This is a genomic window from Rhizobacter koreensis (assembly GCF_013366375.1).
Taxonomy (GTDB): domain Bacteria; phylum Pseudomonadota; class Gammaproteobacteria; order Burkholderiales; family Burkholderiaceae_C; genus Schlegelella_A; species Schlegelella_A koreensis.
In genome coordinates, this window is record NZ_JABWMJ010000003.1 from 196,145 (window position 1) to 218,617 (window position 22,473).

The window sequence follows — 22,473 nt, forward strand, 5'->3', positions numbered from 1 at the left end:
ATCGACGAGACCCCGGCTTGCCGGGGTTTTGTTTTTGGCACGCGACAAAACTACCATCGCCGATTCGCCGGAGCACGCCATGAACAAGAGCGGACTGATCCTGATCACCCTGGGGCTGCTGTTCCTCGCCATGAACTTCGGCCTCGTCGAGTGGGGCTGGCTGCGCCAGTGGTGGCCGCTGATCCTCATCGCGGTTGGTTTGGTCTCGGTGCTCAAGCGCGATCGCGGCGCGCGCCGTTCGGCGCCTCCGCCCGAGGAGTCGCGCCGATGAAGTTCGTCGACGAAGCCACCATCGAGGTGATCGCCGGCGACGGCGGCAATGGGTGCATGAGCTTCCGGCGCGAGAAGTTCATCCCGTTCGGCGGGCCCAACGGCGGTGACGGCGGACGCGGAGGCAGCGTCTATGCCGTCGGCGATCGCAACCTCAACACGCTGATCGACTTCCGCTACGCGCGCCGCCACGAAGCCCGCCGTGGCGAGAACGGGCGCGGCTCCGACCAGTTCGGCGCCGCGGCCGAGGACATCGTGCTGCGCATGCCGGTCGGCACGATCATCAGCGACGCGGACACCGGCGAGCAGATCGCCGAGCTGCTGGTGCCCGACGAGAAGGTGCTGATCGTCAAGGGCGGCGACGGCGGCTTCGGCAATCTGCACTTCAAGTCGAGCACCAACCGCGCGCCGCGCCAGAAGACGCCGGGCTGGCCGGGCGAGCAGCGCCGGCTCAAGCTCGAGCTCCGCGTGCTGGCCGACGTCGGTCTGCTCGGCCTGCCCAACGCCGGCAAGTCGACGCTGATCACGGCCATCTCGAACGCGCGTCCGAAGATCGCGGACTATCCGTTCACCACGCTGCACCCGAACCTGGGGGTGGTGCGGGTGGGTCCGGAGCAGAGCTTCGTCGTCGCCGACCTGCCGGGGCTGATCGAAGGCGCGGCTGAAGGCGCCGGTCTCGGACACCTGTTCCTGCGCCACCTGCAGCGCACCCACCTGCTGCTGCACGTCGTCGATATCGCGCCGTTCGACGCCGATGCCGACCCCGTCGCGCACGCGCGTGGCATCGCCGACGAGCTGGCCAAGTACGACGCCGAGCTCGCGGCCAAGCCGCGCTGGATCGTCCTCAACAAGCTCGACATGGTTCCCGAAGCCGACCGCGGCAAGCGCGTGAAGGAATTCGTCAAGCGCCTGCGCTGGAAGGGCCCGATCTTCCAGATCTCGGCGCTGACGCGCGAAGGCTGCGAGCCGCTGATTCGCGCTATCTACGAACACGTGGCGCAGATGAAGAACGCGCCGCCGCCCGAACCCGATCCGCGCTTCGACCTCGCTGCGGCGGGCGACGCGTCGCCCGCGGCATGACGAGCCCACTGCAGCACGCCCGTCGCATCGTCGTCAAGGTCGGCTCCAGCCTGGTCACCGACGAGGGAAGGGGCGTCGACGCCGCGGCGATCGGCGCCTGGTGCCGGCAGATGGCCGCACTGGTCGCGGAGGGCCGCGAGCTCGTGATGGTGTCGAGCGGTGCGATCGCCGAGGGTATGAAGCGGCTCGGCTGGGCGCAGCGCCCGCACGCGGTGCACGAATTGCAGGCGGCGGCCGCGGTCGGCCAGATGGGGCTCGCGCAGATCTACGAATCGGCGCTTCGCGAGCACGGCATCCGCAGCGCGCTGGTGCTGCTCACGCACGCCGACCTCGCCGACCGCGAGCGCTACCTCAACGCGCGCTCGACGCTGCTCACCCTGCTCGAGCTCGGCGTGATTCCGGTGATCAACGAGAACGACACCGTCGTCACCGACGAGATCAAGTTCGGTGACAACGACACGCTGGGCGCGCTCGTGACGAATCTGCTCGACGCCGATGCGCTGGTGATCCTCACCGACCAGCAGGGCCTGTATTCGGCCGATCCGCGCAAGCACCCGGATGCGGAGCTGATCCGCGCCGCGGCTGCGGGAACGCCCGAGCTCGAGGCATTCGCCGGCGGTGCCGGCTCGTCGATCGGTCGCGGCGGCATGCTGACGAAGATCCTCGCAGCCAAGCGTGCGGCGCGCAGTGGCGCCAGCACAGTGATCGCGTGGGGCCGCGAGCCCGACGTGCTGGTGCGGCTCGCCGCCGGCGAATCGATCGGCACGCTGCTGCTCGCGAGCACGGCCAAGGTCGCCGCGCGCAAGCAGTGGATGAGCGATCACCTGCAGCTGCGCGGGTCCGTCACCGTCGACAACGGCGCCGCCGCGAAGATCCTTGAAGGCGGCAAGAGCCTGCTACCGGTCGGCGTGACCAAGGTCCAGGGCGACTTCCAGCGCGGCGACGTGATCGCCGTGCTGCGCGAGAGCGGCGCCGAGATCGGGCGCGGCCTCAGCAACTACAGCAGCAGCGAGGCGCGCCTCATCGCGCGCAAGCCGTCCGCCGAGTTCGAGCGTCTGCTCGGGTTCATCGGTGAGCCGGAACTAATCCACCGCGACAACCTGGTGATGGTCTGACGGCGGCAGCCCGCCCCGCCGGCGTCAGAGGTCAGCGGCGAACGCACCGGAACTGCTCGCACGGTCGTTGCCGTCCGACCGCCAGCTCCGAGCGAACGGCGGACCGTGCAACGCTCGCTTAAAGACGGGCGGACGCGACGGCCGCCTGCCGCCAAACCCGCTACCGCGTCAGCGACGCGGGCCTGCGACGGCGGCGTCCTGCGCGACCACGCTCGGCGGCACGACCACCGTCGGCGGCGGCCCGGCCGGCGCGTCGAGGCGCGGCTTGCCGTTCAGCGCCGGCGCTTCGGCGCGCCCGTTCTGGCGCGGCGCGTCGTCGCGGTGGTGCGTGCGCATCCCGGAGCGCAGGTAGCGATTGTGCTGGGCGTTGCGCGGCAGGAAGCGCGCGAGCTCGGTGAGCGCCATCTGGTAGACGTCACGCTTGAATTCGATCACCACGTCGAGCGGGATCCAGTACTCGTTCCAGCGCCACGCGTCGAACTCGGGATGGTCGGTCGCGCGCAGGTTCATGTCGCAGTCGCGGCCGATCAGCTGGAGCAGGAACCAGATCTGCTTCTGCCCGCGGTAGTGGCCGCGCGCGTCACGGCGGATGAAGTTCTGCGGCACCTCGTAGCGCAACCAGTCACGCGTTCGCGCGACGATCCGCACGTGTTCCGGGTTGAGCCCCACTTCCTCGTGGAGCTCGCGGTACATCGCCTGCTCGGGCGTCTCGCCGTAATTGATGCCCCCTTGCGGGAACTGCCAGGAGTGGGTCCGAATCCGTTTGCCCCAGAACACCTGGTTGCGATGGTTCAGCAGGACGATGCCGACGTTGGGTCTGAACCCTTCACGGTCGAGCATAATCACCTCGATTCTTGCGTTGAGCCATTATTGCACCGGCGCCCGCCGGCGGCCAACAACCCCACTCGCGAGCGCTTCGGGCGCCGATCCAGCCGCCTTTCCGCGCGCCGATGAAAGCCAGTCAGTTCCTGATCTCGACCCTCAAGGAAGCGCCTTCGGACGCCGAAGTCGTCAGCCACCAGCTGATGATGCGCGGCGGTTTCATCAAGCGCCTGTCCGCAGGTATCTATAACTACATGCCGATGGGCTTGCGGGTCATCCGCAAGATCGAGGCGATCATCCGCGAGGAAATGGTCGCCGCCGGCGCCGTCGAGCTCCTGATGCCCGTGGTACAGCCGGCCGAGCTCTGGCAGGAGAGCGGACGCTTCCAGAAGTACGGGCCCGAGCTGCTGCGCCTGAAGGACCGGCACCAGCGCGATTTCGTGATTCAGCCGACCAGCGAGGAGGTGATCACCGACATCGCCCGCCAGGAGCTGCGCAGCTACCGCGCGCTGCCGAAGAACTTCTTCCACATCCAGACCAAGTTCCGTGACGAGCGCCGGCCGCGCTTCGGCGTGATGCGGGGCCGCGAGTTCACGATGAAGGACGCCTACTCGTTCGATCGTGACGTCGAGGCGGCGGGGCGCAGCTACCAGCAGATGTTCGACGCCTACACGCGCATCTTCGGGCGCATGGGGCTCACGTTTCGAGCCGTCGCCGCCGACAACGGCTCGATCGGGGGGGTGCGCTCGCACGAGTTCCAGGTGATCGCCGACACCGGCGAGGACGCGATCGTCTACTGCCCGACCTCGGGCTACGCAGCCAACATCGAGATGGCGGAGGCGCTCGCACCGACGGCGCCGCGCGCCGCGCCGGCCGCCGATCTGGTCAAGACGCCGACGCCGGGTCGCAGCACCTGCGAGGACGTGGCCGCGTTTCTGGGCGTGCCGCTGCATAGCACGGTGAAGTCGATCGTGCTCGCCACCGACGCGCTCGACGCCGCCGGTGCGCCGGTCGGCACCACGATCTGGCTGCTCCTGCTGCGCGGCGACCATTCGCTCAACGAGATCAAGGTCGGCAAGCTCGAGGGCTTGCAGGGGGGCTTCCGCTTCGCGACGAGCGCCGAGATCGAGGCCACGTTCGGCTGCAAGCCGGGTTACCTCGGGCCGATCGGCATTCCGCCTTCGGTGCGCATCGTCGCCGATCGCAGCGTCGCGCCGATGAGCGACTTCGTCTGCGGCGCCAACGACGCGGACTTCCACTACACCGGCGCCAATTGGGGTCGCGACGTGGCGGAGCCGACGCTCGTCGCCGATATCCGAAACGTCGTCGCCGGCGACCCGTCGCCCGACGTTGCGGGCCCGCTGGCGATGCAGCGCGGCATCGAGGTCGGCCACGTCTTCCTGCTCGGCACGTTCTACAGCCAGAAGATGAACGCCACGTTCCTCGACGAGGCCGGCAAGCCCCAGCTCATGCAGATGGGCTGCTACGGCATCGGGGTGACGCGCCTCCTGGGCGCCGCGATCGAGCAGAACCACGACGAGCGCGGGATGATCTGGCCGCGCGCCCTGGCGCCGTTCGAGGTCGTGATCTGCCCGATCGGCTTCGACCGATCCGACGCGGTGAAGAGCGCGGCGACGACGCTGCACGACGAGCTGGCGGCCGCCGGCATCGATGTCATCCTCGACGACCGCGGCGAGCGGCCCGGCGCGATGTTCGCCGACTGGGAGCTGATCGGCGTGCCGCTGCGCATCGTCATCTCCGACCGGGGCCTGCGCGACGGGCTCGTGGAGGTGCAGGGCCGGCGCGACGCGGCAGCCACGTCCCAGCCGGCGCCGAACGTCGCGGCCTTCGTGAAGGCCGCGCTGGCTGCATGACGCCACCGCTCTCCCGCGCAGGGAGAGCGCGCCGCCGATGTCTCGGCGCAGCGTTGCTGGGCCCGGCGACGGCCGGGCTGCCGCACGTCGCACACGCCGGCCGGCAGGCCGAGGAGCCGCTCGCCGATTCCGTACGGTCGGTGCTCTCGGCAGCGATCGCCAACCACGCGCCGCCCAAGCCGACCTTCCTGACGATCGAGGAGCGCCTCGTCTACCTGCGCTGGCTCGGCGAGATGAGCGACCGCCTCAAGCGCTATATCGGCGACCACGTCACCCGTGTCGAGTTCCTGCAGACGCTCTGGTACGAGGCGCGCCGTGCCGGGCTCGACCCGTCGCTGATGCTCGGGCTGGTGCAGGTCGAGAGCGCGTTCCGCAAGTACGCGATCAGCATCGTCGGCGCACGCGGCTATACGCAGGTGATGCCGTTCTGGACCCGCGTGATCGGCGACGGCGACCCGGGTCGCCTCTTTCACATGCAGACCAACCTGCGCTTCGGCTGCGTGATCATGCGGCACTACCTCGATCGCGAGCGCGGCGATCTCTACCTGGCGCTCGGACGCTACAACGGCAGCCGCGGCCGGCCGGAGTATCCGAATGCGGTGTTCCGCGCGCAGCGGAACTGGGAGGCGGGGGGTGCCTGAAGCCGGGCGGGCGCTAAAAAGGCAGCAGCCGAGGCGGCTGCCGGCCGCAGCTTAGGCCTCGACGCCCAGCGTCTGCTGCAGCTCGCCGGCCTGGTACATCTCGGTCATGATGTCCGAGCCGCCGACGAACTCGCCATTCACGTAGAGCTGCGGAATGGTCGGCCAGTTCGAGTAGGCCTTGATACCCTGGCGGATCGACTCGTCCTCGAGCACGTTCACCGTGGTGAGGTCGCGCACGCCGCAGGCCTTGAGGATCTGCAGTGCACGGCCCGAGAAGCCGCACATCGGGAACTGCGCGGTGCCCTTCATGAAGAGCACGACGCGGTTGTTGCGGACGATGTCATCGATGCGCTGTTGAACGTCGCTCATGGCTGCAGGAGGCAAGTCGAATTTGAGGGCAGCCGACGTTATACGGCAAAGCCGGGGCAGCGCCCGTGCTTCGGCCGAATGCCCTTGCCGGCGGGCGTCGCTTCAGAACGCGTACGACGCGCCGATCTGCAGGACCGGCGAGAGGCGCAGGTCGCGCGAGAGGTCGTCGGCGCTCTGCGATCCCGAGAAGACGCGGCCCAGCTTGACGCCGCTGCTCGGTCGCAGCGACACCACGCCGATGTCGGCGCTGAAGCTCCAGCCGCCCGGCGAGGTGAGGCCGGTATAGCCGATGCCGACGTACGAAATCGTGGTGTTGTCGGTGGCGGCGCCGAGCGGACTGCGGATCAGCGAGCCCGGGCCGTAGAGCCGCCGGTCGACGCTGAACGCGCCTCCCGATGCCGACGGCATCAGCCCGGTCAAGATCTCGCTGCGCGGACCGAAGGCGACGCCGCTCGTCGCGCGGAAGCCGCCGACCTGGCGCGCACCGACCACGGCACCGGCGAAGTAGTAGTCGCCCATGGCGGTGACGCTGGTGCGGCTCGCATTCGAACGCTCGAACGCGGTCGGGTCGATGCGCAACCCGCCGCTGCTGTAGCCGAGCGCCACCCGGCCCTGCCAGCGTGCCCACGACGCCGGCGTCGTCGGTTCGTCGGCGGCGCGAGCCGTCGCGGTGGCGAAGGCCACTCCCAGCAAACCGAAACCGATCACCGAGCTACGCATGACGACCTCCGTCACTGGTGGCGGCGAGCGCCGCGGACCTGTTGTCAATGGGAGAGGATGCTACCCCGGCGGCCGCCGCTTGTCCGGTGCTCTTCGTAACCGGCGTGACCGCGCGGCACGGCGCGTGAATCCGTCACGACGAGCGCCAGCGGCCACCTGTGCAGCGCGGGTTGGCGCCAAGGTCGATGCGCGTCTCGACCGCGTCGAAGCCGCGCGCGGAAAGCATGGCCTGCACGACCGTCGCCTGCTCGTGGCCGTGTTCGAGCAGCAGCCAGCCGCCCGGCTCGAGGTGCGCCGGCGCGCCGTCGACGATCGCGCGCAGCGCCGCCGTGCCGTGGTCGTCGGCGACCAGCGCGTCGATCGGCTCGTGCGCGAGCGCCGCCAAGTGCGGGTCGTCGGGCGCGATGTACGGCGGGTTGCTCACCGCAAGATGGAAGCGCCGGGTGCCCGTCGCGCCCCACCACGAGCCGGACGCGAAAGCGACCGTGCTCTGCAAGGCGGCTGCGTTGCGGCGCGCGACGTCGAGCGCCGCGCCGCTGGCGTCGGTCGCGAGCATCGCGACCCGCGGAGCGCGGCGCTCGATGGCGATGGCGACGGCGCCGCTGCCGGTGCCGAGGTCGACCACCTCGGGGCGTTCCAGACCCGCCAGCCCGCCGGCGAGCAGCTCGAGCGCCCAGTCGACCAGCACCTCGGTGTCGGGACGCGGCACCAGCACGTCGGGCGACACGGCGAACGTGAAACCGTGGAAGTCCTTGCGTCCGGTCAGGTAGGCGAGCGGCTCGCCCGCCGAGCGGCGCCGCACCCATGCCTCGACAGCCGCGGCATCGGCCGGCGCAAGCACGGCGTCGTCGTTGGCTAGCAGCCAGCTGCGCGGCTTGCCGAGCCGCTCTGCGAGCAGCAGCTGTGCGTCGAGGCGCGCGAGGCCCGCTGCCAGCGCCTGCCGCAGCGCCTCGGCGACGGTGACGCTCACGCCGCGCCGCCGCTCTCGAGCGCCGCGAGCTGGTCGGCGGCCTGCGCCGCCTTCAGCGCGGCGATCACCTCCGACAGGTCGCCGTCGAGGATCGCCTGCAGCTTGTAGAGCGTGAGGCCGATCCGGTGATCGGTGACGCGGCCCTGCGCGAAGTTGTACGTGCGGATGCGGTCGCTGCGGTCGCCGCTGCCGATCAGGCTCTTGCGGGTCGCCGCTTCCTTGGCGTGGCGCTCGGCGCGGTCCTTCTCCCGCAGACGCGCCACCAGCACCGCCAGCGCCTTGGCCTTGTTGCGGTGCTGCGAGCGGTCGTCCTGGCACTCGGCGACGATGCCGGTCGGCAGGTGCGTGATGCGGATCGCACTGTCGGTCTTGTTGACGTGCTGGCCGCCGGCGCCGCTGGCGCGGAAGGTGTCGATGCGCAGCTCGGAGGGGTCGAGCTCGATCTGCTCGGCTTCGTCGGGCTCGGGCATCACCGCCACGGTGCAGGTGCTGGTGTGAATGCGCCCCTGGGTTTCGGTGACCGGCACGCGCTGGACGCGATGCCCGCCCGACTCGAACTTGAGCGCGCCGAACGCGTCGGCACCGTCGACCCGGAACACGATCTCGCGGTAGCCGCCGAGGTCGCTCGCGCTCTCGGACATGATCTCGGTGCGCCAGCCGGAGCGCTCGGCAAACCGCAGGTACATGCGCGCCACGTCGGCGGCGAACAGCGCCGACTCGTCGCCGCCGGTGCCGGCGCGGATCTCGACGAACGCATTGCGGGCGTCATCAGGATCTCGCGGCAGGAGGGCGGTCTGCAGTTCGAGGTCGAGGCGGTCGACATCGGCAGCGGCGGCGCCGATCTCCTCTTCGGCGAGTTCGGCCATCTCCGCATCGCCCGCGCTTTCCTCCAGCATGGTGCGGGCCGCGGCGAGGTCGCGCTCGCGCTGGCTGAAGCGGTCGAAGCGTTCGACGAGGCTCGACACCTCGGCGTGCTCGCGGGTCAGTTCGCGGTAGCGCTTCATGTCGCTCGCGACGTGGCCGTCGGCGAGCGTGGCGTCGAGTTCCGCGAGCCGCAGCGCGAGGCGCTCGAACTGCTCGCGAAGGCTGTCTTTCATGGGGGCGTGCGGATGCGCGCGCTGCGGCGCCGCTCGGCGAGCGGCGAGCCGCGAGCGACGCTAGCGGGGGGTGGCGCCCGGCCCGCCGCGCGAGCCGCCGCGCAGGAAGAGGCGGGCAATCGTCTCGCCGAGGCGCTCGCGCGCGGCCGGCTCGGCTCGCCGCAGCTCGACCAGGGTGCCGTGCAGCATCTTCTGCGCGAGGCCCTTCGAGAGCGCGTCGAGCACCGTGTCGGTATCGGCGCCCGAGGCGAGGAGCTTGCGCGCACGCGCGATCTCGGCGCTGCGCCAATCATCGACCTGCGCGTTGAGAGCCTGGATCAGCGGCACGCTGTCACGCTGCTCGAGCCAGTCCTCGAAGTTGCGCACGCCGACTTCGATGATCGCCTCGGCCTGCGCGACCGCGGCTTCGCGCTTCTCGCCGGCGGTCTGCACCAGCGCCGAAAGGTCGTCGACGGTGTAGAGGTAGACGTCGTCGAGGCGACCGACCTCGGACTCGATGTCGCGTGGCACCGCCAGGTCGACCATGAACATCGGGCGGTGCCGGCGCGTTTTCAGCGCGCTTTCCACGGCGCCGAGGCCGATGATCGGCAGCGAGCTCGCGGTGCTCGAGACCACGATGTCGAATTCGGCGAGCCGCGCCGGCAGGTCGACGAGGCGCATCGACTCGCCGCCGAAGCGCGCGGCGAGCTCGGCGCCGCGCTCGGCGGTGCGGTTGGCAATTGCGATCGCCTTCGGTGCGCGCGCGGCGAAGTGGGTCGCGGCGAGCTCGATCATCTCGCCGGCGCCGACGAACAGCACCCGCGTGTCTCGGAGGTCCTCGAACAGCTGCGCGGCCAAGCGCACGGCGGCGGCCGCCATGCTGATCGAGTGGGCGCCGATCTCGGTCGAGGAGCGAACTTCCTTGGCGACCGCGAACGAGCGCTGGAACATCTGCTGCAGCGTGCCGCCGAGCGTGCCGGCCTGGTCGGCCTCGCGCACCGACTGCTTCATCTGGCCGAGGATCTGCGGCTCGCCGAGCACCATCGAGTCGAGCCCGCTGGCGACGCGGAACGCGTGGCGCGCCGCCGAGCTGCCTTCGAGCACGTAGGCGTGCGGCCGCAGGGCGTCGCCCGCGACCCCGCCGATGCCGGCGAGCCACTCGAACGCCGGCGTCACGATGTCGCGGTCCGCGCCAAGGTAGAGCTCGGTGCGGTTGCAGGTCGAGACGATCGCGACCTCGTCGGCGCGCGGCAAACGGCTACGGAAGCTCCGCAGTGTCGCGCCGAGCTGTTCGGGGGCGAACGAGATCCGGCCGCGCAGATCGAGCGGCGCCGTCGTGTGGTTGAGCCCCAGCGCGAAAACGCTCATCGGCCAATTATAAAATTTGCGGCCATGCCCCTGCCCCGGGGCGGTGCGGCCGGCGGACGCCGCCCTTCGACACAAAGGACGGGATGGGTCCGCTCGATCTGCTCTGGCACCTCGCCAACTTCTTCGCGCCGGCGGTGGGCGTCGGCGTGATCACGCCGAGCTTTGCCAAGCTGCTGTGGCGCCGCGACCTCAAGAGCGCGCCCTGGCTGCGACTCGTCGGCTGGACCACCGCAGCGTCGGCCGTGGTGCTGATCGCCGGGCTCGTGGTGTTCAGCCAGGACGGCAAGATCGCGACGTACGCCGCGGTGGTGGTTGCGGCGGGCACGGCGCTCTGGTGGGCCGGGTTCCGGCGCTGAGACCTCACTCGGGCCGCAGCGCCCGCACCGGCGGCGCCCGTCGTGAGAGGGCGTTCGAGGGCGCCCGGCAACGCCGTCACGCCGGCTGCGTCACGGCGCCAAGCGGCGTTCGGAACGCCGCGTCCGGCCGCCAGACCGCGCGCAGGGTGTGGCCGCGCACCTCGCTGATCGTCACGTCGACCAGCTGACCCACGAGCGGCGCCGGCCCCGCGAAGTTGACGACGCGGTTGCACTCGGTGCGGCCCGACAGCTCGCCGGCGTCCTTGCGCGAGCGGCCTTCGACGAGGATGCGTTGCACGGTGCCGACGCGGGCCCGGCTGATTGCGTGCCCCTGCGCCTCGATCGCCGCCTGCAGCTCCGCAAGGCGGGCGAGCTTCTCGGCCGCCGGCGTGTCGTCGGCCAGCGACGCCGCCGGCGTGCCGGGCCGAGGGCTGAACACGAAGCTGAAGCTGTGGTCGAAGCCGACGCGTTCGATCAGCGCCATCGTCTGGGCGTGGTCGGCCGCGGTCTCGCCCGGAAAGCCGACGATGAAGTCGCTCGAGATCGACAGGTTCGGGCGCACCGCGCGCAGGCGCCGCACCGTGTTCTTGAACTCGAGGGCGGTGTAGCCGCGCTTCATGGCGGCAAGGATGCGGTCGCTGCCGTGCTGGACCGGCAGGTGCACGTGGTCGACGAGCTGCGGCACGCGCGCGTAGACGTCGATCAGGCGCTGCGTGAACTCCTTCGGATGGCTCGTGGTGTAACGGATGCGGGCGATGCCGGGGATCTCGGCAATCAGCTCGATCAGGGTCGCGAAATCGGCGATCTCGCTCGTGCCACCCATCGGAGCGCGGTACGCGTTGACGTTCTGGCCGAGCAGCGTCACTTCGCGCACGCCCTGATCCGCGAGGCCCGCGACCTCGATCAGCACGTCGTCGAGCGGCCGCGAGACCTCCTCGCCCCGCGTGTAAGGCACCACGCAGTAGCTGCAGTACTTGGAGCAGCCTTCCATGATCGAGACGAACGCGGTCGAGCCCTCGACGCGCGCCGGCGGCAGGTGGTCGAACTTCTCGATCTCCGGGAAGCTGATGTCGACCTGCGGGCGCGCCGCGCGCCGCCGCGCGTCGAGCATCGCCGGCAGCCGGTGCAGCGTCTGCGGCCCGAACACCACGTCGACGTAGGGCGCGCGCTCGACGATGGCGGCGCCTTCCTGGCTCGCGACGCAGCCGCCGACGCCGATCAGCACGCCCTTGGCCTTGAGGTGCTTGATGCGGCCGAGGTCGCTGAACACCTTCTCCTGTGCCTTCTCGCGCACCGAGCAGGTGTTGAAGAGGATGAGGTCGGCGCTCTCGACGTCGTCGGTCCGCTCGTACCCGTCGGCCTCGTGCAGCACGTCGACCATCTTGTCGGAGTCGTAGACGTTCATCTGGCAGCCGAACGTCTTGATGAACACGTGCTTGGGCGTGCGCTCGCTCCTCACGGCCGGCTCCAGACTTGCGCGGCCGGGTCGAACACCCATTGCTGCGCCTGTTGCGGGGTGGTCGGCCACGGCCGCTTCGCGGCTTCCTCGGGCGTGAGGATCCAGACGTCCTTGACCAGGCCGAGCGTGTCGAGCGTGTAGTGCACCAGGAGGCGCGCGCCGACCAGGCTCGCCGACATCGCCATCATGTTCTCGGCAGTGCGGATGCGGGCGCCGGGCGCAAGCCGGGCCGGGCGGCCGTTGAGCGTCGCCTCGGGCGGGTCGTTGATGACGAGGGTGCCCCGCAGCGCATCGGCCGGGAAGCTGCGCTGCACCTGCGCCGCCGCGGGCAGCGCGGCGAGGCTCGCGAGAAAGAAGGCGGCGAGGGCGCGTCGGTACATCGGGCGGTCTTGGCGAATGCCGGTACGGCGAGGGCTGCGCCGACAAAGAAAAACGGCCCCGGTCTTGCGAAGACGGAGCCGGGGATCTGGTGGCGCTTCAGGGATTCGAACCCCGGACCTGCGGATTATGATTCCGTCGCTCTAACCGACTGAGCTAAAGCGCCTGAGCCCGCAAGTATAAGCGACCCGTCACGACGGCTGCCCGCCGGTCGATCGACAATGCCACCACGCCGGTCATCGCGCCGGCCTTCCCAGGTCGCTCTTCATGTTCTCTTTCTTCAAGAAGAAGCCCGCGCCGGAGCCTGCAGCGCCCGCGCCGGGCGCACCCGCCTCCGAGCTCGAAACTCCTGCAGCCGCGCCGGCACCGGCACCCACGCTTGCGGAGCGTCTGCGCAACTGGGTGGTACCGGGCAGCGCCGAGCGCGCTGCCGCCCCGCCGCCGGGGCCGGTCGAGCCGGCGCCCGCCGGACGCGCGGAGCCGAGCCCGCCCGCAACGCTGGCATTCGAGGAACCGCGCTCCGGAGATGCGGATCGTCGGGTGCAACTTGCGCCGGCCGTGGGCGCGCCGACGGCTCTCGCGCCGGTGACGCCAGAGCCCGTGCCGCATGCCGGACCAGCGGCACCCATGGCGCCCTCGGTGGCACCTGCAGCGCCGGCAGCACCGGTGGCGCAACCCGAGCCGTTGTCCGCGCCCGCCGCAGCGCCGTCCGCGCCGCCGGCCCCGACGTTCGCGCCGACGTTCGCGACAGCCGGACGGGCGCCGGCGACAGCCCCTGCATCCACGCCGTCGGCGGACGAAACTCCTGCGGAACCGGCTGCATCGACCGCCGCGTCTGTTGCGCCGCCCCTTGCCGGTTCGCCGCCCCTAGCGCCCGAAGCACTGCGCAGCGATCGACCCGCCGCACCGTCGGTGGCCCCGCGGCCGGCACCTGCGCCACGGCCGAGTGCGCCCACCACGATCACCGCGAAGGCGTTCGGCGCGCGCGACGATGACCCGGAGCCGGAGGTCGACGCCGCCGCCGAGCCCGGCCGTGCCGCCTGGCTCTCGCGCCTGAAGAGCGGCCTTCGCAAGACCGGTGCATCGATCACGCAGGTGTTCGTTGCGACCCGGATCGACGACGCGCTCTACGAAGACCTCGAGGCCGCGCTGCTGCAGGCCGACGCCGGCGGTCGTGCGACCGAGTACCTGCTCGAGGACCTGAAGCAGCGGGTGCGCCGCACCGCGGCCAAGGACGTCCCGGCGATCAAGGGCCTTCTGATCGACGCGCTTGCCGACCTGTTGAAGCCGCTCGAGAAGTCGCTCGTGGTGGGCGAGCACACGCCGACCGTGATGATGGTGGTCGGGGTCAACGGCGCCGGCAAGACCACCAGCGTCGGCAAGCTCGCGCGCCACCTGGTCGAGCACGAACAGAAGGTGCTGCTCGCCGCCGCTGACACCTTCCGCGCGGCCGCCCGTGAGCAGCTCGCGGCGTGGGCGCAGCGCGCCGACGTGCCGGGCATGTCGGCACGTCCGCGCGGTCAGGTCGAGATCGTCGGTCAGGAAGGCGGCGATCCGGCGGGTGTCACTTTCGACGCGGTCACCGCGGGGCGCGCACGCGACTGCGACGTGGTCCTCGTCGACACCGCCGGGCGCCTGACGACCCAGCTCCACCTGATGGAGGAGCTGAAGAAGATCCGCCGCGTGATCGGCAAGGCGCAGGCCGGCGCGCCGCACGAGGTGCTGCTGGTGATCGACGGCAACACCGGACAGAACGCGCTCTCGCAGGTCAAGCTGTTCGATGAAGCGCTCGACCTCAGCGGGCTCGTCATCACCAAGCTCGACGGCACCGCCAAGGGCGGCGTGCTGGCCGCAGTAGCGCTCTGGTCGTCCGAGCGGCCGCGTCCGCTGCCGGTCTACTTCATCGGCGTCGGCGAGAAGCTCGAGGACCTGCAAACGTTCCGCGCGCGCGAGTTCGCGCGCGCGCTGGTCGGCTGATTCGTCGGGCCGAGGCGGCGCGGGCTCGCGGCCGCACGAGCGGCGCCGTTCAGGAAATGGTCAGGCCGTTTCCTGCTCACGCAGCGTGCGGTGAGCGGACGACAGAAGCGGACGGTGCGGGGCGCGGGCTGAACCAACTCAGGCCGACGACGCCCCGACCGTCACGCCGTCGGAGCAGTGCGGCAGCGAGCCGCGCGGCACCACGTGCCGCTCAGCGCGCGGGAACGAGCCCCGGCGACACGGTGTCCATGTCGTCGAACCACGAAATCGCGTTCGGCTCGAGCACCTCGATGACCTCCTGGTCGGGCGCCTCGCGCAGGTCGCCGTCGAACGGGCCGTGCGCGCTGTCGGCGAGCGCCGCCGCGCCTGCGCCGGCCGATGCCGCAGCGGCCAGGCGTGCCGCCTTCGCCGCCTGTCGCGCCTTCACGCGCTCGGGGATCGCGGGCGCGTCGGGCACCAGGCGGGCGCGCGCGACCTCGACCATCGGCAACTGGTCCTCGCGCCAGATGTGCAGCGGGATCTGCGCGGCGGTGAGCGTGCGCTCCATGCGATCGAGGCGGGCCCGCGTCGCGGCGTCCATCTGCTCGACCTGCGGCCGCACCTCGACCACCGCGAGCACCTTCGAGGTGACGTCGCAGATCACGAAGTCCGCACAGTGCGCGCCGATGCGCCGCATCCACTCGCCGTAGGAGTTGCGCTTGGGCACGTCGATGAAGCGCGCGATCGGCACCTGCGACACGATCATGTAGCCGGGCAGGGCGAGCTTGAGCGTGCTGTAGGCCAGACGCTCGGGCTTCTTCAGGATGCGCGTCGGCTCGGGGGCCCAGCCGATGAGCGTGTCGACGCGGTCTTCGATCGCTTCGGCACGCGTGGCGAGCGCGCTGCGCTTGCCGAACCACCAGACCAGCGGCAGCGCCGAGGCCATCAGGATCACGAAGGCGGTGGTCAGGTCGAACGGCATCGGCAGGCCCGGTGGAGCGGTGGAACGTAGGCGGAGCCGGTCAGCGCAAGCCGCCGAGCCCCTTGGCGCCGGCCATGCGCTTCATCATCTTCATCATGCCGCCGCCCTTCATCTTCTTCATCATGTCTCGCATCTGCTCGAACTGGTTCAGCAGACGGTTGACATCCTGAACCTGGACGCCCGCGCCGGCCGCGATGCGGCGCTTGCGCGTGGCCTTCAGGATCTCGGGTTTGCGGCGTTCGAGCGGGGTCATCGAGCAGATGATCCCCTCCATGCGGCGGACGTCGCGCTCGGCGCGCTCCATCTCCGCCGGGCCGATCTGGCCCGCTTTTCCCGTCAGCTGCGACGGTAACTTGTCCATGAGGCCGCCGAGACCTCCCATCTTCTTCATCTGTGAAATCTGCGACAGGAAGTCGTTCAGATCGAACCCGGTCCCGGACTTGACCTTGTCGGCGAGCTTCTGCGCCGCCGCCATGTCGACGCCCTTCTGGACCTCCTCGACCAGGCCGACGATGTCGCCCATGCCGAGCACGCGGCCGGCATGGCGCTCGGCGTCGAACACCTCGAGCCCGTCGATCTTCTCGCTGACGCCGGCGAACTTGATCGGTGCGCCGGCGATGGTCTTGACCGAGAGCGCGGCGCCGCCACGCGCATCGCCGTCGAGCTTGGTCAGCACGATGCCGGTGAGCGGCAGCGCTTCGCGGAACGCCTTGGCGGTGTTGACCGCGTCCTGACCCTGCATCGCGTCGACGACGAACAGCGTCTCGACCGGCTTGAGCGCCGCGTGCAGGTCGCGGATCTCGGCCATCAGCTTCTCGTCGATCGCCAGGCGCCCGGCGGTGTCGACGATCAGGACGTCGTGATAGTGGCGCCGCGCGTGGTCGAGCGCGGCCTGCGCGATCGCGAGCGGCTGGTCGCTCGCGCTCGACGGGAACCATTCGGCGCCGGCCTGGCGGGTCACCACCTTGAGCTGGTCGATCGCCGCCGGGCGGTAGACGTCGGCCGAGACGGTGAGCACCTTCTTCTTGCGGCGCTCGATCAGGTGCTTGGCGAGCTTGGCGGTCGTGGTCGTCTTGCCGGCGCCCTGCAGGCCAGCCATCAGGATGACCGCGGGCGGCTGCGTCGCGAGGTTGATGTCGGCGACGCCGGCGCCCATCGTCGCGGCGAGCTCGCGGTGCACGATGCCGACGAAGGCCTGGCCCGGCGAGAGCGAGCCGACGACTTCCTGGCCGAGCGCGCGTTCCTTGACGCGGGCGATGAAGTCGCGCACCACCGGCAGCGCGACGTCGGCCTCGAGCAGCGCCATCCGGACTTCGCGCAGCATGTCCTGCACGTTGTCCTCGGTGATGCGGGCCTGACCGCGCATCGTCTTGACGAGACGACTCAGGCGGTCGGTGAGATTCGATGCCATGGGTTGTGCCGCTCCGCGACGAAGCGGATCAGTACACTCCGGTCGATGATTCTATCGTTCGGCCCCCCCGGCGACGGCGCCGTGGCGGCGGGCCTCGCGTTCGGTCTGCCCACGGTCTGCGCGCTCCTCGCGTACGCCGTCGCGGCACTGCCGGGCGAGCGATCGGCGTCCCTCCTGCGCAGCGCGCTCCTGGTCGGCTGGATCGCCCACGGCATCGCGATCGCCGTCGACGTCGCCGGCATCGGCTCGGTGACCTCCGGCGCGCGCTTCGGCTTCGCCCCGGCGCTGTCGGCCACCTTGTGGCTGGTGCTCGGCGTCTACCAGCTCGAGGCGCGCGTGGTTCCGCTGCCGGGCGCGCGACGCAAGCTCGCGCTGCTTGGCGTCGCGGTGGTCGCGCTCGCCTGGTGCTTTCCCGGCCGGCTGCATCCGAACGTCGGCTCGCCGTGGGCGCCGCTGCACTGGATGCTGGGCCTCGCGTCGTACGGGCTGTTCGGCGTCGCGGTGCTGCACGCGGCGCTGCTCGACCGTGCCGAGCGCCAGCTGCGAGGCAACCCCGCCGCACCGGTCCTGGCGGCGCCGGCACCGCCCGTGGAAGGCATTCCGCTGCTGCGGCTCGAGCGCCTGACGTTCCGCTTCGTCACGGCCGGCTTCGCGATGTTGTCGGCGGCGCTGGTGTTCGGTGCGGTGTTCGCTCATCCCTGGCGCTGGGATCACAAGACCGTGTTCTCGCTGCTCGGCTGGCTCGTCTTCGCCGCGCTGGTGATCGGGCGTTACCGCTTCGGCTGGCGCGGCATCAAGGCCACGCGCTGGCTCTATGCGGGGGCACTGTTGCTGCTGCTCGCCTACGTGGGCTCGCGCTTCGTGCTCGAGGTGCTGCTGCATCGCGGACCGACGGGCGGGTGACGCGATGAAGATCGTCCTCGTCCTGATTGCCGTCGCGATCCTGTTCTGGCTGATGTTCGGCGGGCGCCGGCGCACCGGCGGCCGCAGGGCGCCGCGCGGCTCGCGTTCCGCGGCGCCGCAGCCGATGGTCGCGTGCGCCTATTGCGGCGTGCACCTGCCGCGCGACGAGGCGCTGGTCGACGGCAGCTCGGTGTTCTGCGGTCGCGAGCACCGCATCGCCTTCGAGCGGGACGGCCGCAAGGCATGAGCAGGGCGGCTTTCTGCCGCTGGCGAGTGTGAGCGGCGCCCTGCGGCGTTCGAGCCCACGGCGGCGGCCGCCCGACGCCGACGAGTCGTGGTTCGGCTCGTTCGGCGGCGGGCTCGACAGCGGCTTTCGCGCGGACGACGCCGAGGCCAACGCATGGTGGGACGACGATCCGGCGCACGATCGCGCGCCGTTCGAGTCGCCGATGGTCGACCTCGATGCGGTGGACGCGACGTCGACTTTCGAGCGCATCTATCGGGCCTTCATCGCGGCGCGTGCGGCACTCGGCGTCGCGCTCGTCGGCACCCTCGGCGTCGCGGGCGTGTTCGGCCTCAGGCCCGCGCAGCCGGTCGCGCTGCTGAGCGTCGGCTACGCCGCGCTCGCGATCAGCATGTGGCTGCTGCCGCGCTTCCGGCGCACCGGCACCGCGCAATCGCTGGCGCGCCTGCGCAGCCCGCAGTGGATCGCGACCATCGGTGCGGACCTCGTCAGCTTCACCAGCCTGCACGTGCTGGCGCCGGCGTCGAGCTTCAACTACGTGGCGCTGCTCGCGTTGCCCGTGCTGATGGCGGGCGTGCTGACACCGCGCCTGCCGGCGCTCGCGACCGCCGCGGCGGCGACGCTCGCGCTGCTGGCGGCGGCCTGGCTCGACTGGCTGACCGGCGACGACCTCACGCTCCTCATGACGCAGGCGGGCCTTGCCGGCAGCGGCTTCTTCGTGATCGCACTGATCGCCGGCGAGCTGGCGCGCCGCCTCGCCCGCGAGGAGCTGAGCGCGCGCGGCAGCCTCGCGCTCGCACGCCAGCAGGCCCAGCTCAATCGCCTGGTCATCGAGGAGATGCAGGACGGCGTGCTGGTCGTCGACCGCGACGGGCAGGTGCGTGCCGCCAACCCGGCGGCGCGGCGGCTGCTGGCGCCCGAGGGCCTGGCGCGCGCCGCGCCGTTCGACCTGCGCGACATGCCGGCCTGGCACGAGCTCGTCAAGGCGGTCGAGCGGGCGTTCCACGACGCGAGCTGGCCCGAAGCCGGTCGCGACGTCGTGTTGGCGTTCGAGGGTGCTCCGCCGCGCACGCTGCGCGCGCGCATGCGTTTCACGTGGCGGCGCGACTCGCCGGCGCGCGAGGAGTTCTGCGTGCTGTTCATCGAGGACCTGCGCAGCGTGCAGGCGCGCAGCCGTCAGGAGCAGCTCGCCGCGATGGGCCGGGTCTCGGCCGGCGTCGCCCACGAGATCCGCAATCCGCTCGCGGCGATCTCGCAGGCCAATGCGCTGCTTTCGGAAGATGCCACCGACCCCGGGCAGCGCCAGCTGATGAAGATGGTCGCGGACAACGTCGAGCGCCTCAAGCGCATCGTCGACGACGTGATGGAGGTCGCGCCGGGCCAGGTGCAGGACCTGGTGCCGATCGACGCGACGGCGCACGTCGGCGCGCTGTGCAGCGAGTGGGCGCGCGCCAACCGCGTCGCGCTCGGCGAGCGCAGCGTGCTGAAGGCCGACCTGCCGGCCGAGGCGCTCGGCGTCGTCTTCGACCCGGAGCACCTGCGCCGCGTGCTCGTCAACCTGCTCGACAACGCGCATCGCCATGCGAGCGGCGCACCGGGCTCGGTGTGGCTGCGCGTCGCGGCGCAGGGCGACGAGGCGGTGCTCCTGAGCGTGTGCAGCGACGGCGCGCCGATCCCCGACGACGTCGAGCCGCATCTCTTCGAGCCGTTCTTCTCGACGCGCAGCCGCGGCACCGGACTCGGCCTCTACATCTGCCGCGAGCTCTGCGCGCGCTATGGCGCGAGCATCGACTACCGGCTTCGGCCTGCCGACGAGCGCCTGCGCAACGAGTTCTTCGTCGAGATGCGGCGCGCTCAGCTCGGCACGATCGAGAGCCGGCTGCACCTGGGGCCGTGGGCTTGAAGACCGCGGGTCACGAGTGCCCCGAGGCGCTGCGCTGTCGTGCCGCGAGGCTCCTGCGCGGGCACGCGCGCTCCGCGCCCGGTGCAGCGGCACCGCGCGCCCGAGCCTGCTAGCGTTCGCGCATGGCCACCGCCTCGAGCTTCACTCTGCTGATCGTCGACGACGAGCCGGATCTGCGCACGCTCTACGAGCTGACGCTGCTGCGCGAGGGCTACGAGCTCGACACCGCCGGCAGCGTGCAGGACGCACTCGAGCACCTTGCCGAGCGCAGCTACAGCGCCGTCATCACCGACATGCGGCTGCCCGATGGCAGCGGCCTCGACCTGCTGCGCTGGCTCGAGGACCGCTCGCGGCGCGAGAAGACGATCGTCATCACCGCCTACGGCTCGGCCGAGAACGCGGTCGAGGCGCTGAAGGCCGGCGCCTACGACTACCTGACCAAACCGGTCGACCTGAAGCAGTTCCGCGCGGTGATCGCCTCGGCGCTCGGGCGCGGTGGCGGTGCACCGACGCCGCCAGCGGCGGGCAGCCTGCCATCGAACGGCGGCGGCGGCAGCGCCGGCGGCAATGGCGGTGGCGCCAGCGCCGGCGGCGCCGGTGCCGGCAGCAACGGCGGCCATCCGGGCACCGGCGGCAGCGCCGCGGCCGCGCGCACTGCCGAAGCCGCTGCGCCGTCGCGCGCCAGGCCTGTCTCCGCGTCGCCGGCGAGCCAGGCACTCGAACGCATGGCGGGGCAGTCGGCGGCGATGAAGCAGGTGCGCTCGCTGGTCGAGAAGGTGGCGCGCAGCATGGCGCCGGTGCTGATCAGCGGCGAGTCGGGTACCGGCAAGGAGCTGGTCGCCCGTGCCATCCACGCGGTGAGCGTGCGCCATGCGCAGCCGTTCGTCGCGGTCAACTGCGGTGCGATTCCGGAGCAGCTGCTCGAGGCCGAGTTCTTCGGCTATCGCAAGGGCGCCTTCACCGGCGCCGCCGACGATCGCGAGGGGTTCTTCCAGGCGGCCAGCGGCGGCACGCTGTTCCTCGACGAGATCGGCGACCTGCCGCTCTCGATGCAGTCCAAGCTGCTGCGCGCGATCCAGGAACGCTCGGTCCGCCCGGTCGGCGCCGTCGCCGAGACGCCGGTCGACGTGCGGCTGCTGAGCGCGACCCACAAGGACTTGGGCGCCGAGGTGCAGGCCGGCCAGTTTCGCCAGGATCTCTATTACCGGCTCAACGTGATCCAGATCCGCGTGCCGCCCTTGCGCGAGCGCCTCGAGGACCTGGTCGCGGTGAGCGAGCGCGTGCTCGAGAGGCTGTCGCGCGACGCCGGCGTGTGGCCGCCGCCGCGGCTCACGCCCGCCGCGTTGGCGCAGCTCGCGCGCCATTCGTTCCCCGGCAACGTCCGCGAGCTCGAGAACCTGCTGCACCGCGCGGTGGCGCTCTCGGGCGGCGACGAGATCGATGCCGACGACCTCGGCCTCGGCGAACTCGACGGGGCGGGCGACAGCGCGCCGGGGAGCCTGCCGGTGTCGCCCGCGATCGAAGCCGAAGACGTGCCTGCATCGTTCGCGATGGCGCGCGAGCCGCTGCCGAACGACCTCGCGAAATACCTCGACGACGTCGAGCGCGACATCCTCGTGCGCGCCCTCGAGCAGCATCGCTTCAACCGCACCGCGGCGGGCGCGAGCCTCGGACTCTCGCTGCGGCAGATGCGCTACCGCATGGCGCGCCTCGGCGTCACCGCCGGCAGCGACACGTGATCACGCTGCCGCGCGCGGCGGCCGTGCGTCGGGATCGATGAGCATGACGACGACGTGGAACGGCGGCTGGTACGTGCCGGCTCGTCATGTCCCTTCGCCGAACTTCGGTTCGCGGCCGCCCGCGACCCTCGTGACCCTCGCATTGGTCCATTCGATCAGCCTGCCGCCGGGCGTGTATGGCGGCGACGCGATCGAGCGGCTGTTCACCAACCGGCTCGACTGGAGCCTGCATCCGTATTTCGAGTCGATTCGTGGCCTCGAGGTCTCGGCACACTTCGTGATCCGGCGCGCCGGCGGGCTCGTGCAGTTCGTCTCGACCGACGACCGCGCATGGCATGCCGGTGCCTCGGTCTGGCAAGGCCGCCCGAACTGCAACGACTATTCGGTCGGCATCGAGCTCGAAGGGCTTGAAGGCGAGACCTTCGAAGGGCCCCAGTACGAGGCCCTCGCGCGCCTGCTCGGCGACCTGCGAAAGCGTCATCCGATCGACGCCGTCGCAGGTCACGAACATGTCGCACCAGGGCGCAAGCTCGATCCGGGTCCGGGCTTCGACTGGGCCCGGCTCGAAGCCTCGCTGGGCTGGCGCGACGTCGCCTTCGCAGGTCTCGCGGCGCCCGCAACCGAACGTAAGGACGCTTGAAATCAGGTCCGTTTCGTGCGGGGTTCCCGTGCACGAAAAACGCTATACGTAGTGGTTGAACGGCCGGAAGACCCCAGATATAGTGTCCTGGCGGTGTTATCCTGACGCCGCTCGCGAAACGCCCGAAGGGGCCCCGCGATCGGCATCACCGCCCGAGAACAACGTCTTTCGCGAACCGCATTGTCGACGCTGCGTGC

22 protein-coding genes and 1 tRNA gene are annotated in these 22,473 nt (G+C 70.9%); 12 read left to right on the forward strand and 11 right to left on the reverse strand.

The window, feature by feature from the left end:
- Positions 1-79 precede the first annotated feature (79 nt).
- Genes HQN59_RS07850 through proB form a run of 3 tightly spaced genes read left to right on the forward strand, consistent with a single transcriptional unit; the run spans position 80 to position 2,465 of the window.
- The gene (locus HQN59_RS07850) at positions 80-271 is read left to right on the forward strand and encodes a LiaI-LiaF-like domain-containing protein (RefSeq protein WP_176067858.1); all 192 of its coding nucleotides are present in this window, start codon (positions 80-82) and stop codon (positions 269-271) included.
- Entirely contained in the window at positions 268-1,350 is a 1,083-nt protein-coding gene (cgtA, locus tag HQN59_RS07855) for an Obg family GTPase CgtA (protein ID WP_176067860.1), read from the forward strand. Before HQN59_RS07850 ends, cgtA begins: the two co-directional genes overlap by 4 nt.
- Complete coding sequence (gene proB, locus HQN59_RS07860; RefSeq protein WP_176067862.1) at positions 1,347-2,465, forward strand: glutamate 5-kinase; 1,119 nt, start codon at positions 1,347-1,349, stop codon at positions 2,463-2,465. The genes cgtA and proB overlap by 4 nt, the downstream gene beginning before the upstream one ends.
- Positions 2,466-2,633: 168 nt before the next feature.
- On the opposite strand, the gene HQN59_RS07865 is transcribed toward proB, so the two are convergent.
- A complete protein-coding gene (locus HQN59_RS07865) occupies positions 2,634-3,305 on the reverse strand; it encodes an RNA pyrophosphohydrolase (protein WP_176067864.1) in 672 nt (223 codons plus the stop codon).
- Positions 3,306-3,415: 110 nt separating this feature from the next.
- Between HQN59_RS07865 and HQN59_RS07870 the strand changes: the two genes are divergently transcribed.
- Complete coding sequence (locus tag HQN59_RS07870) at positions 3,416-5,161, forward strand: proline--tRNA ligase (RefSeq protein ID WP_176067866.1); 1,746 nt, start codon at positions 3,416-3,418, stop codon at positions 5,159-5,161.
- Positions 5,158-5,802, forward strand: a complete 645-nt coding sequence (locus HQN59_RS07875) for a lytic transglycosylase domain-containing protein (protein WP_176067868.1) — start codon at positions 5,158-5,160, stop codon at positions 5,800-5,802. Before HQN59_RS07870 ends, HQN59_RS07875 begins: the two co-directional genes overlap by 4 nt.
- Positions 5,803-5,853: 51 nt before the next feature.
- Here HQN59_RS07875 and grxD read toward each other — a convergent pair whose 3' ends face one another.
- The 5 genes from grxD to hemA form a co-directional block, all read right to left on the reverse strand.
- Positions 5,854-6,171 (reverse strand): Grx4 family monothiol glutaredoxin, encoded by a 318-nt coding sequence (gene grxD, locus HQN59_RS07880; protein ID WP_176067870.1) that lies wholly within the window; start codon positions 6,169-6,171, stop codon positions 5,854-5,856.
- Between the two features lie 102 nt (positions 6,172-6,273).
- A complete protein-coding gene (locus HQN59_RS07885; RefSeq protein WP_176067871.1) occupies positions 6,274-6,891 on the reverse strand; it encodes a hypothetical protein in 618 nt (205 codons plus the stop codon).
- 133 nt (positions 6,892-7,024) lie between these two features.
- Entirely contained in the window at positions 7,025-7,861 is an 837-nt protein-coding gene (gene prmC / locus HQN59_RS07890) for a peptide chain release factor N(5)-glutamine methyltransferase (RefSeq protein WP_176067873.1), read from the reverse strand.
- On the reverse strand, positions 7,858-8,958 hold the full coding sequence (gene prfA, locus HQN59_RS07895; RefSeq protein ID WP_176067875.1) for a peptide chain release factor 1: 1,101 nt from the start codon (positions 8,956-8,958) through the stop codon (positions 7,858-7,860). Before prfA ends, prmC begins: the two co-directional genes overlap by 4 nt.
- A gap of 60 nt (positions 8,959-9,018) precedes the next feature.
- Complete coding sequence (gene hemA, locus HQN59_RS07900) at positions 9,019-10,305, reverse strand: glutamyl-tRNA reductase (protein WP_176067877.1); 1,287 nt, start codon at positions 10,303-10,305, stop codon at positions 9,019-9,021.
- Positions 10,306-10,388: 83 nt separating this feature from the next.
- Here hemA and HQN59_RS07905 point away from each other — a divergent pair, with 83 nt between their 5' ends.
- On the forward strand, positions 10,389-10,661 hold the full coding sequence (locus HQN59_RS07905; RefSeq protein ID WP_176067879.1) for a hypothetical protein: 273 nt from the start codon (positions 10,389-10,391) through the stop codon (positions 10,659-10,661).
- A gap of 76 nt (positions 10,662-10,737) precedes the next feature.
- Here HQN59_RS07905 and miaB read toward each other — a convergent pair whose 3' ends face one another.
- The 3 genes from miaB to HQN59_RS07920 all read right to left on the reverse strand — a co-directional run bounded on the left by miaB (position 10,738) and on the right by HQN59_RS07920 (position 12,664).
- A complete protein-coding gene (gene miaB / locus HQN59_RS07910) occupies positions 10,738-12,159 on the reverse strand; it encodes a tRNA (N6-isopentenyl adenosine(37)-C2)-methylthiotransferase MiaB (protein WP_176067881.1) in 1,422 nt (473 codons plus the stop codon).
- A complete protein-coding gene (locus tag HQN59_RS07915) occupies positions 12,117-12,500 on the reverse strand; it encodes a hypothetical protein (RefSeq protein ID WP_176067884.1) in 384 nt (127 codons plus the stop codon). The genes miaB and HQN59_RS07915 overlap by 43 nt, the downstream gene beginning before the upstream one ends.
- Positions 12,501-12,587: 87 nt before the next feature.
- A tRNA-Met gene (locus tag HQN59_RS07920) sits at positions 12,588-12,664 on the reverse strand.
- A 461-nt stretch (positions 12,665-13,125) separates the two neighbouring features.
- On the opposite strand from HQN59_RS07920, the gene ftsY reads away from it, so the two are divergent.
- Positions 13,126-14,475 (forward strand): signal recognition particle-docking protein FtsY, encoded by a 1,350-nt coding sequence (ftsY, locus tag HQN59_RS07925; RefSeq protein WP_176068451.1) that lies wholly within the window; start codon positions 13,126-13,128, stop codon positions 14,473-14,475.
- A gap of 211 nt (positions 14,476-14,686) precedes the next feature.
- Here ftsY and HQN59_RS07930 read toward each other — a convergent pair whose 3' ends face one another.
- Entirely contained in the window at positions 14,687-15,436 is a 750-nt protein-coding gene (locus HQN59_RS07930; RefSeq protein WP_176067886.1) for a DUF2726 domain-containing protein, read from the reverse strand.
- Positions 15,437-15,476: 40 nt separating this feature from the next.
- Positions 15,477-16,847 (reverse strand): signal recognition particle protein, encoded by a 1,371-nt coding sequence (ffh, locus tag HQN59_RS07935; protein WP_176067888.1) that lies wholly within the window; start codon positions 16,845-16,847, stop codon positions 15,477-15,479.
- 45 nt (positions 16,848-16,892) lie between these two features.
- Between ffh and HQN59_RS07940 the strand changes: the two genes are divergently transcribed.
- From HQN59_RS07940 to ampD, 5 genes are all read left to right on the forward strand, one after another.
- Positions 16,893-17,750, forward strand: coding sequence for a cytochrome C assembly family protein (locus HQN59_RS07940; protein ID WP_176067897.1), 858 nt, complete (start codon positions 16,893-16,895; stop codon positions 17,748-17,750).
- A 4-nt stretch (positions 17,751-17,754) separates the two neighbouring features.
- A complete protein-coding gene (locus HQN59_RS07945) occupies positions 17,755-17,997 on the forward strand; it encodes a PP0621 family protein (RefSeq protein WP_176067899.1) in 243 nt (80 codons plus the stop codon).
- A gap of 28 nt (positions 17,998-18,025) precedes the next feature.
- Complete coding sequence (locus tag HQN59_RS07950) at positions 18,026-19,897, forward strand: sensor histidine kinase (protein WP_342451155.1); 1,872 nt, start codon at positions 18,026-18,028, stop codon at positions 19,895-19,897.
- Between the two features lie 122 nt (positions 19,898-20,019).
- Positions 20,020-21,636 carry a sigma-54-dependent transcriptional regulator gene (locus tag HQN59_RS07955; RefSeq protein WP_176067901.1) on the forward strand — a complete coding sequence of 539 codons (1,617 nt, stop codon included), beginning with the start codon at positions 20,020-20,022 and terminating at the stop codon, positions 21,634-21,636.
- Positions 21,637-21,679: 43 nt separating this feature from the next.
- A complete protein-coding gene (ampD, locus tag HQN59_RS07960; protein WP_425342696.1) occupies positions 21,680-22,276 on the forward strand; it encodes a 1,6-anhydro-N-acetylmuramyl-L-alanine amidase AmpD in 597 nt (198 codons plus the stop codon).
- Positions 22,277-22,473 lie beyond the last annotated feature (197 nt).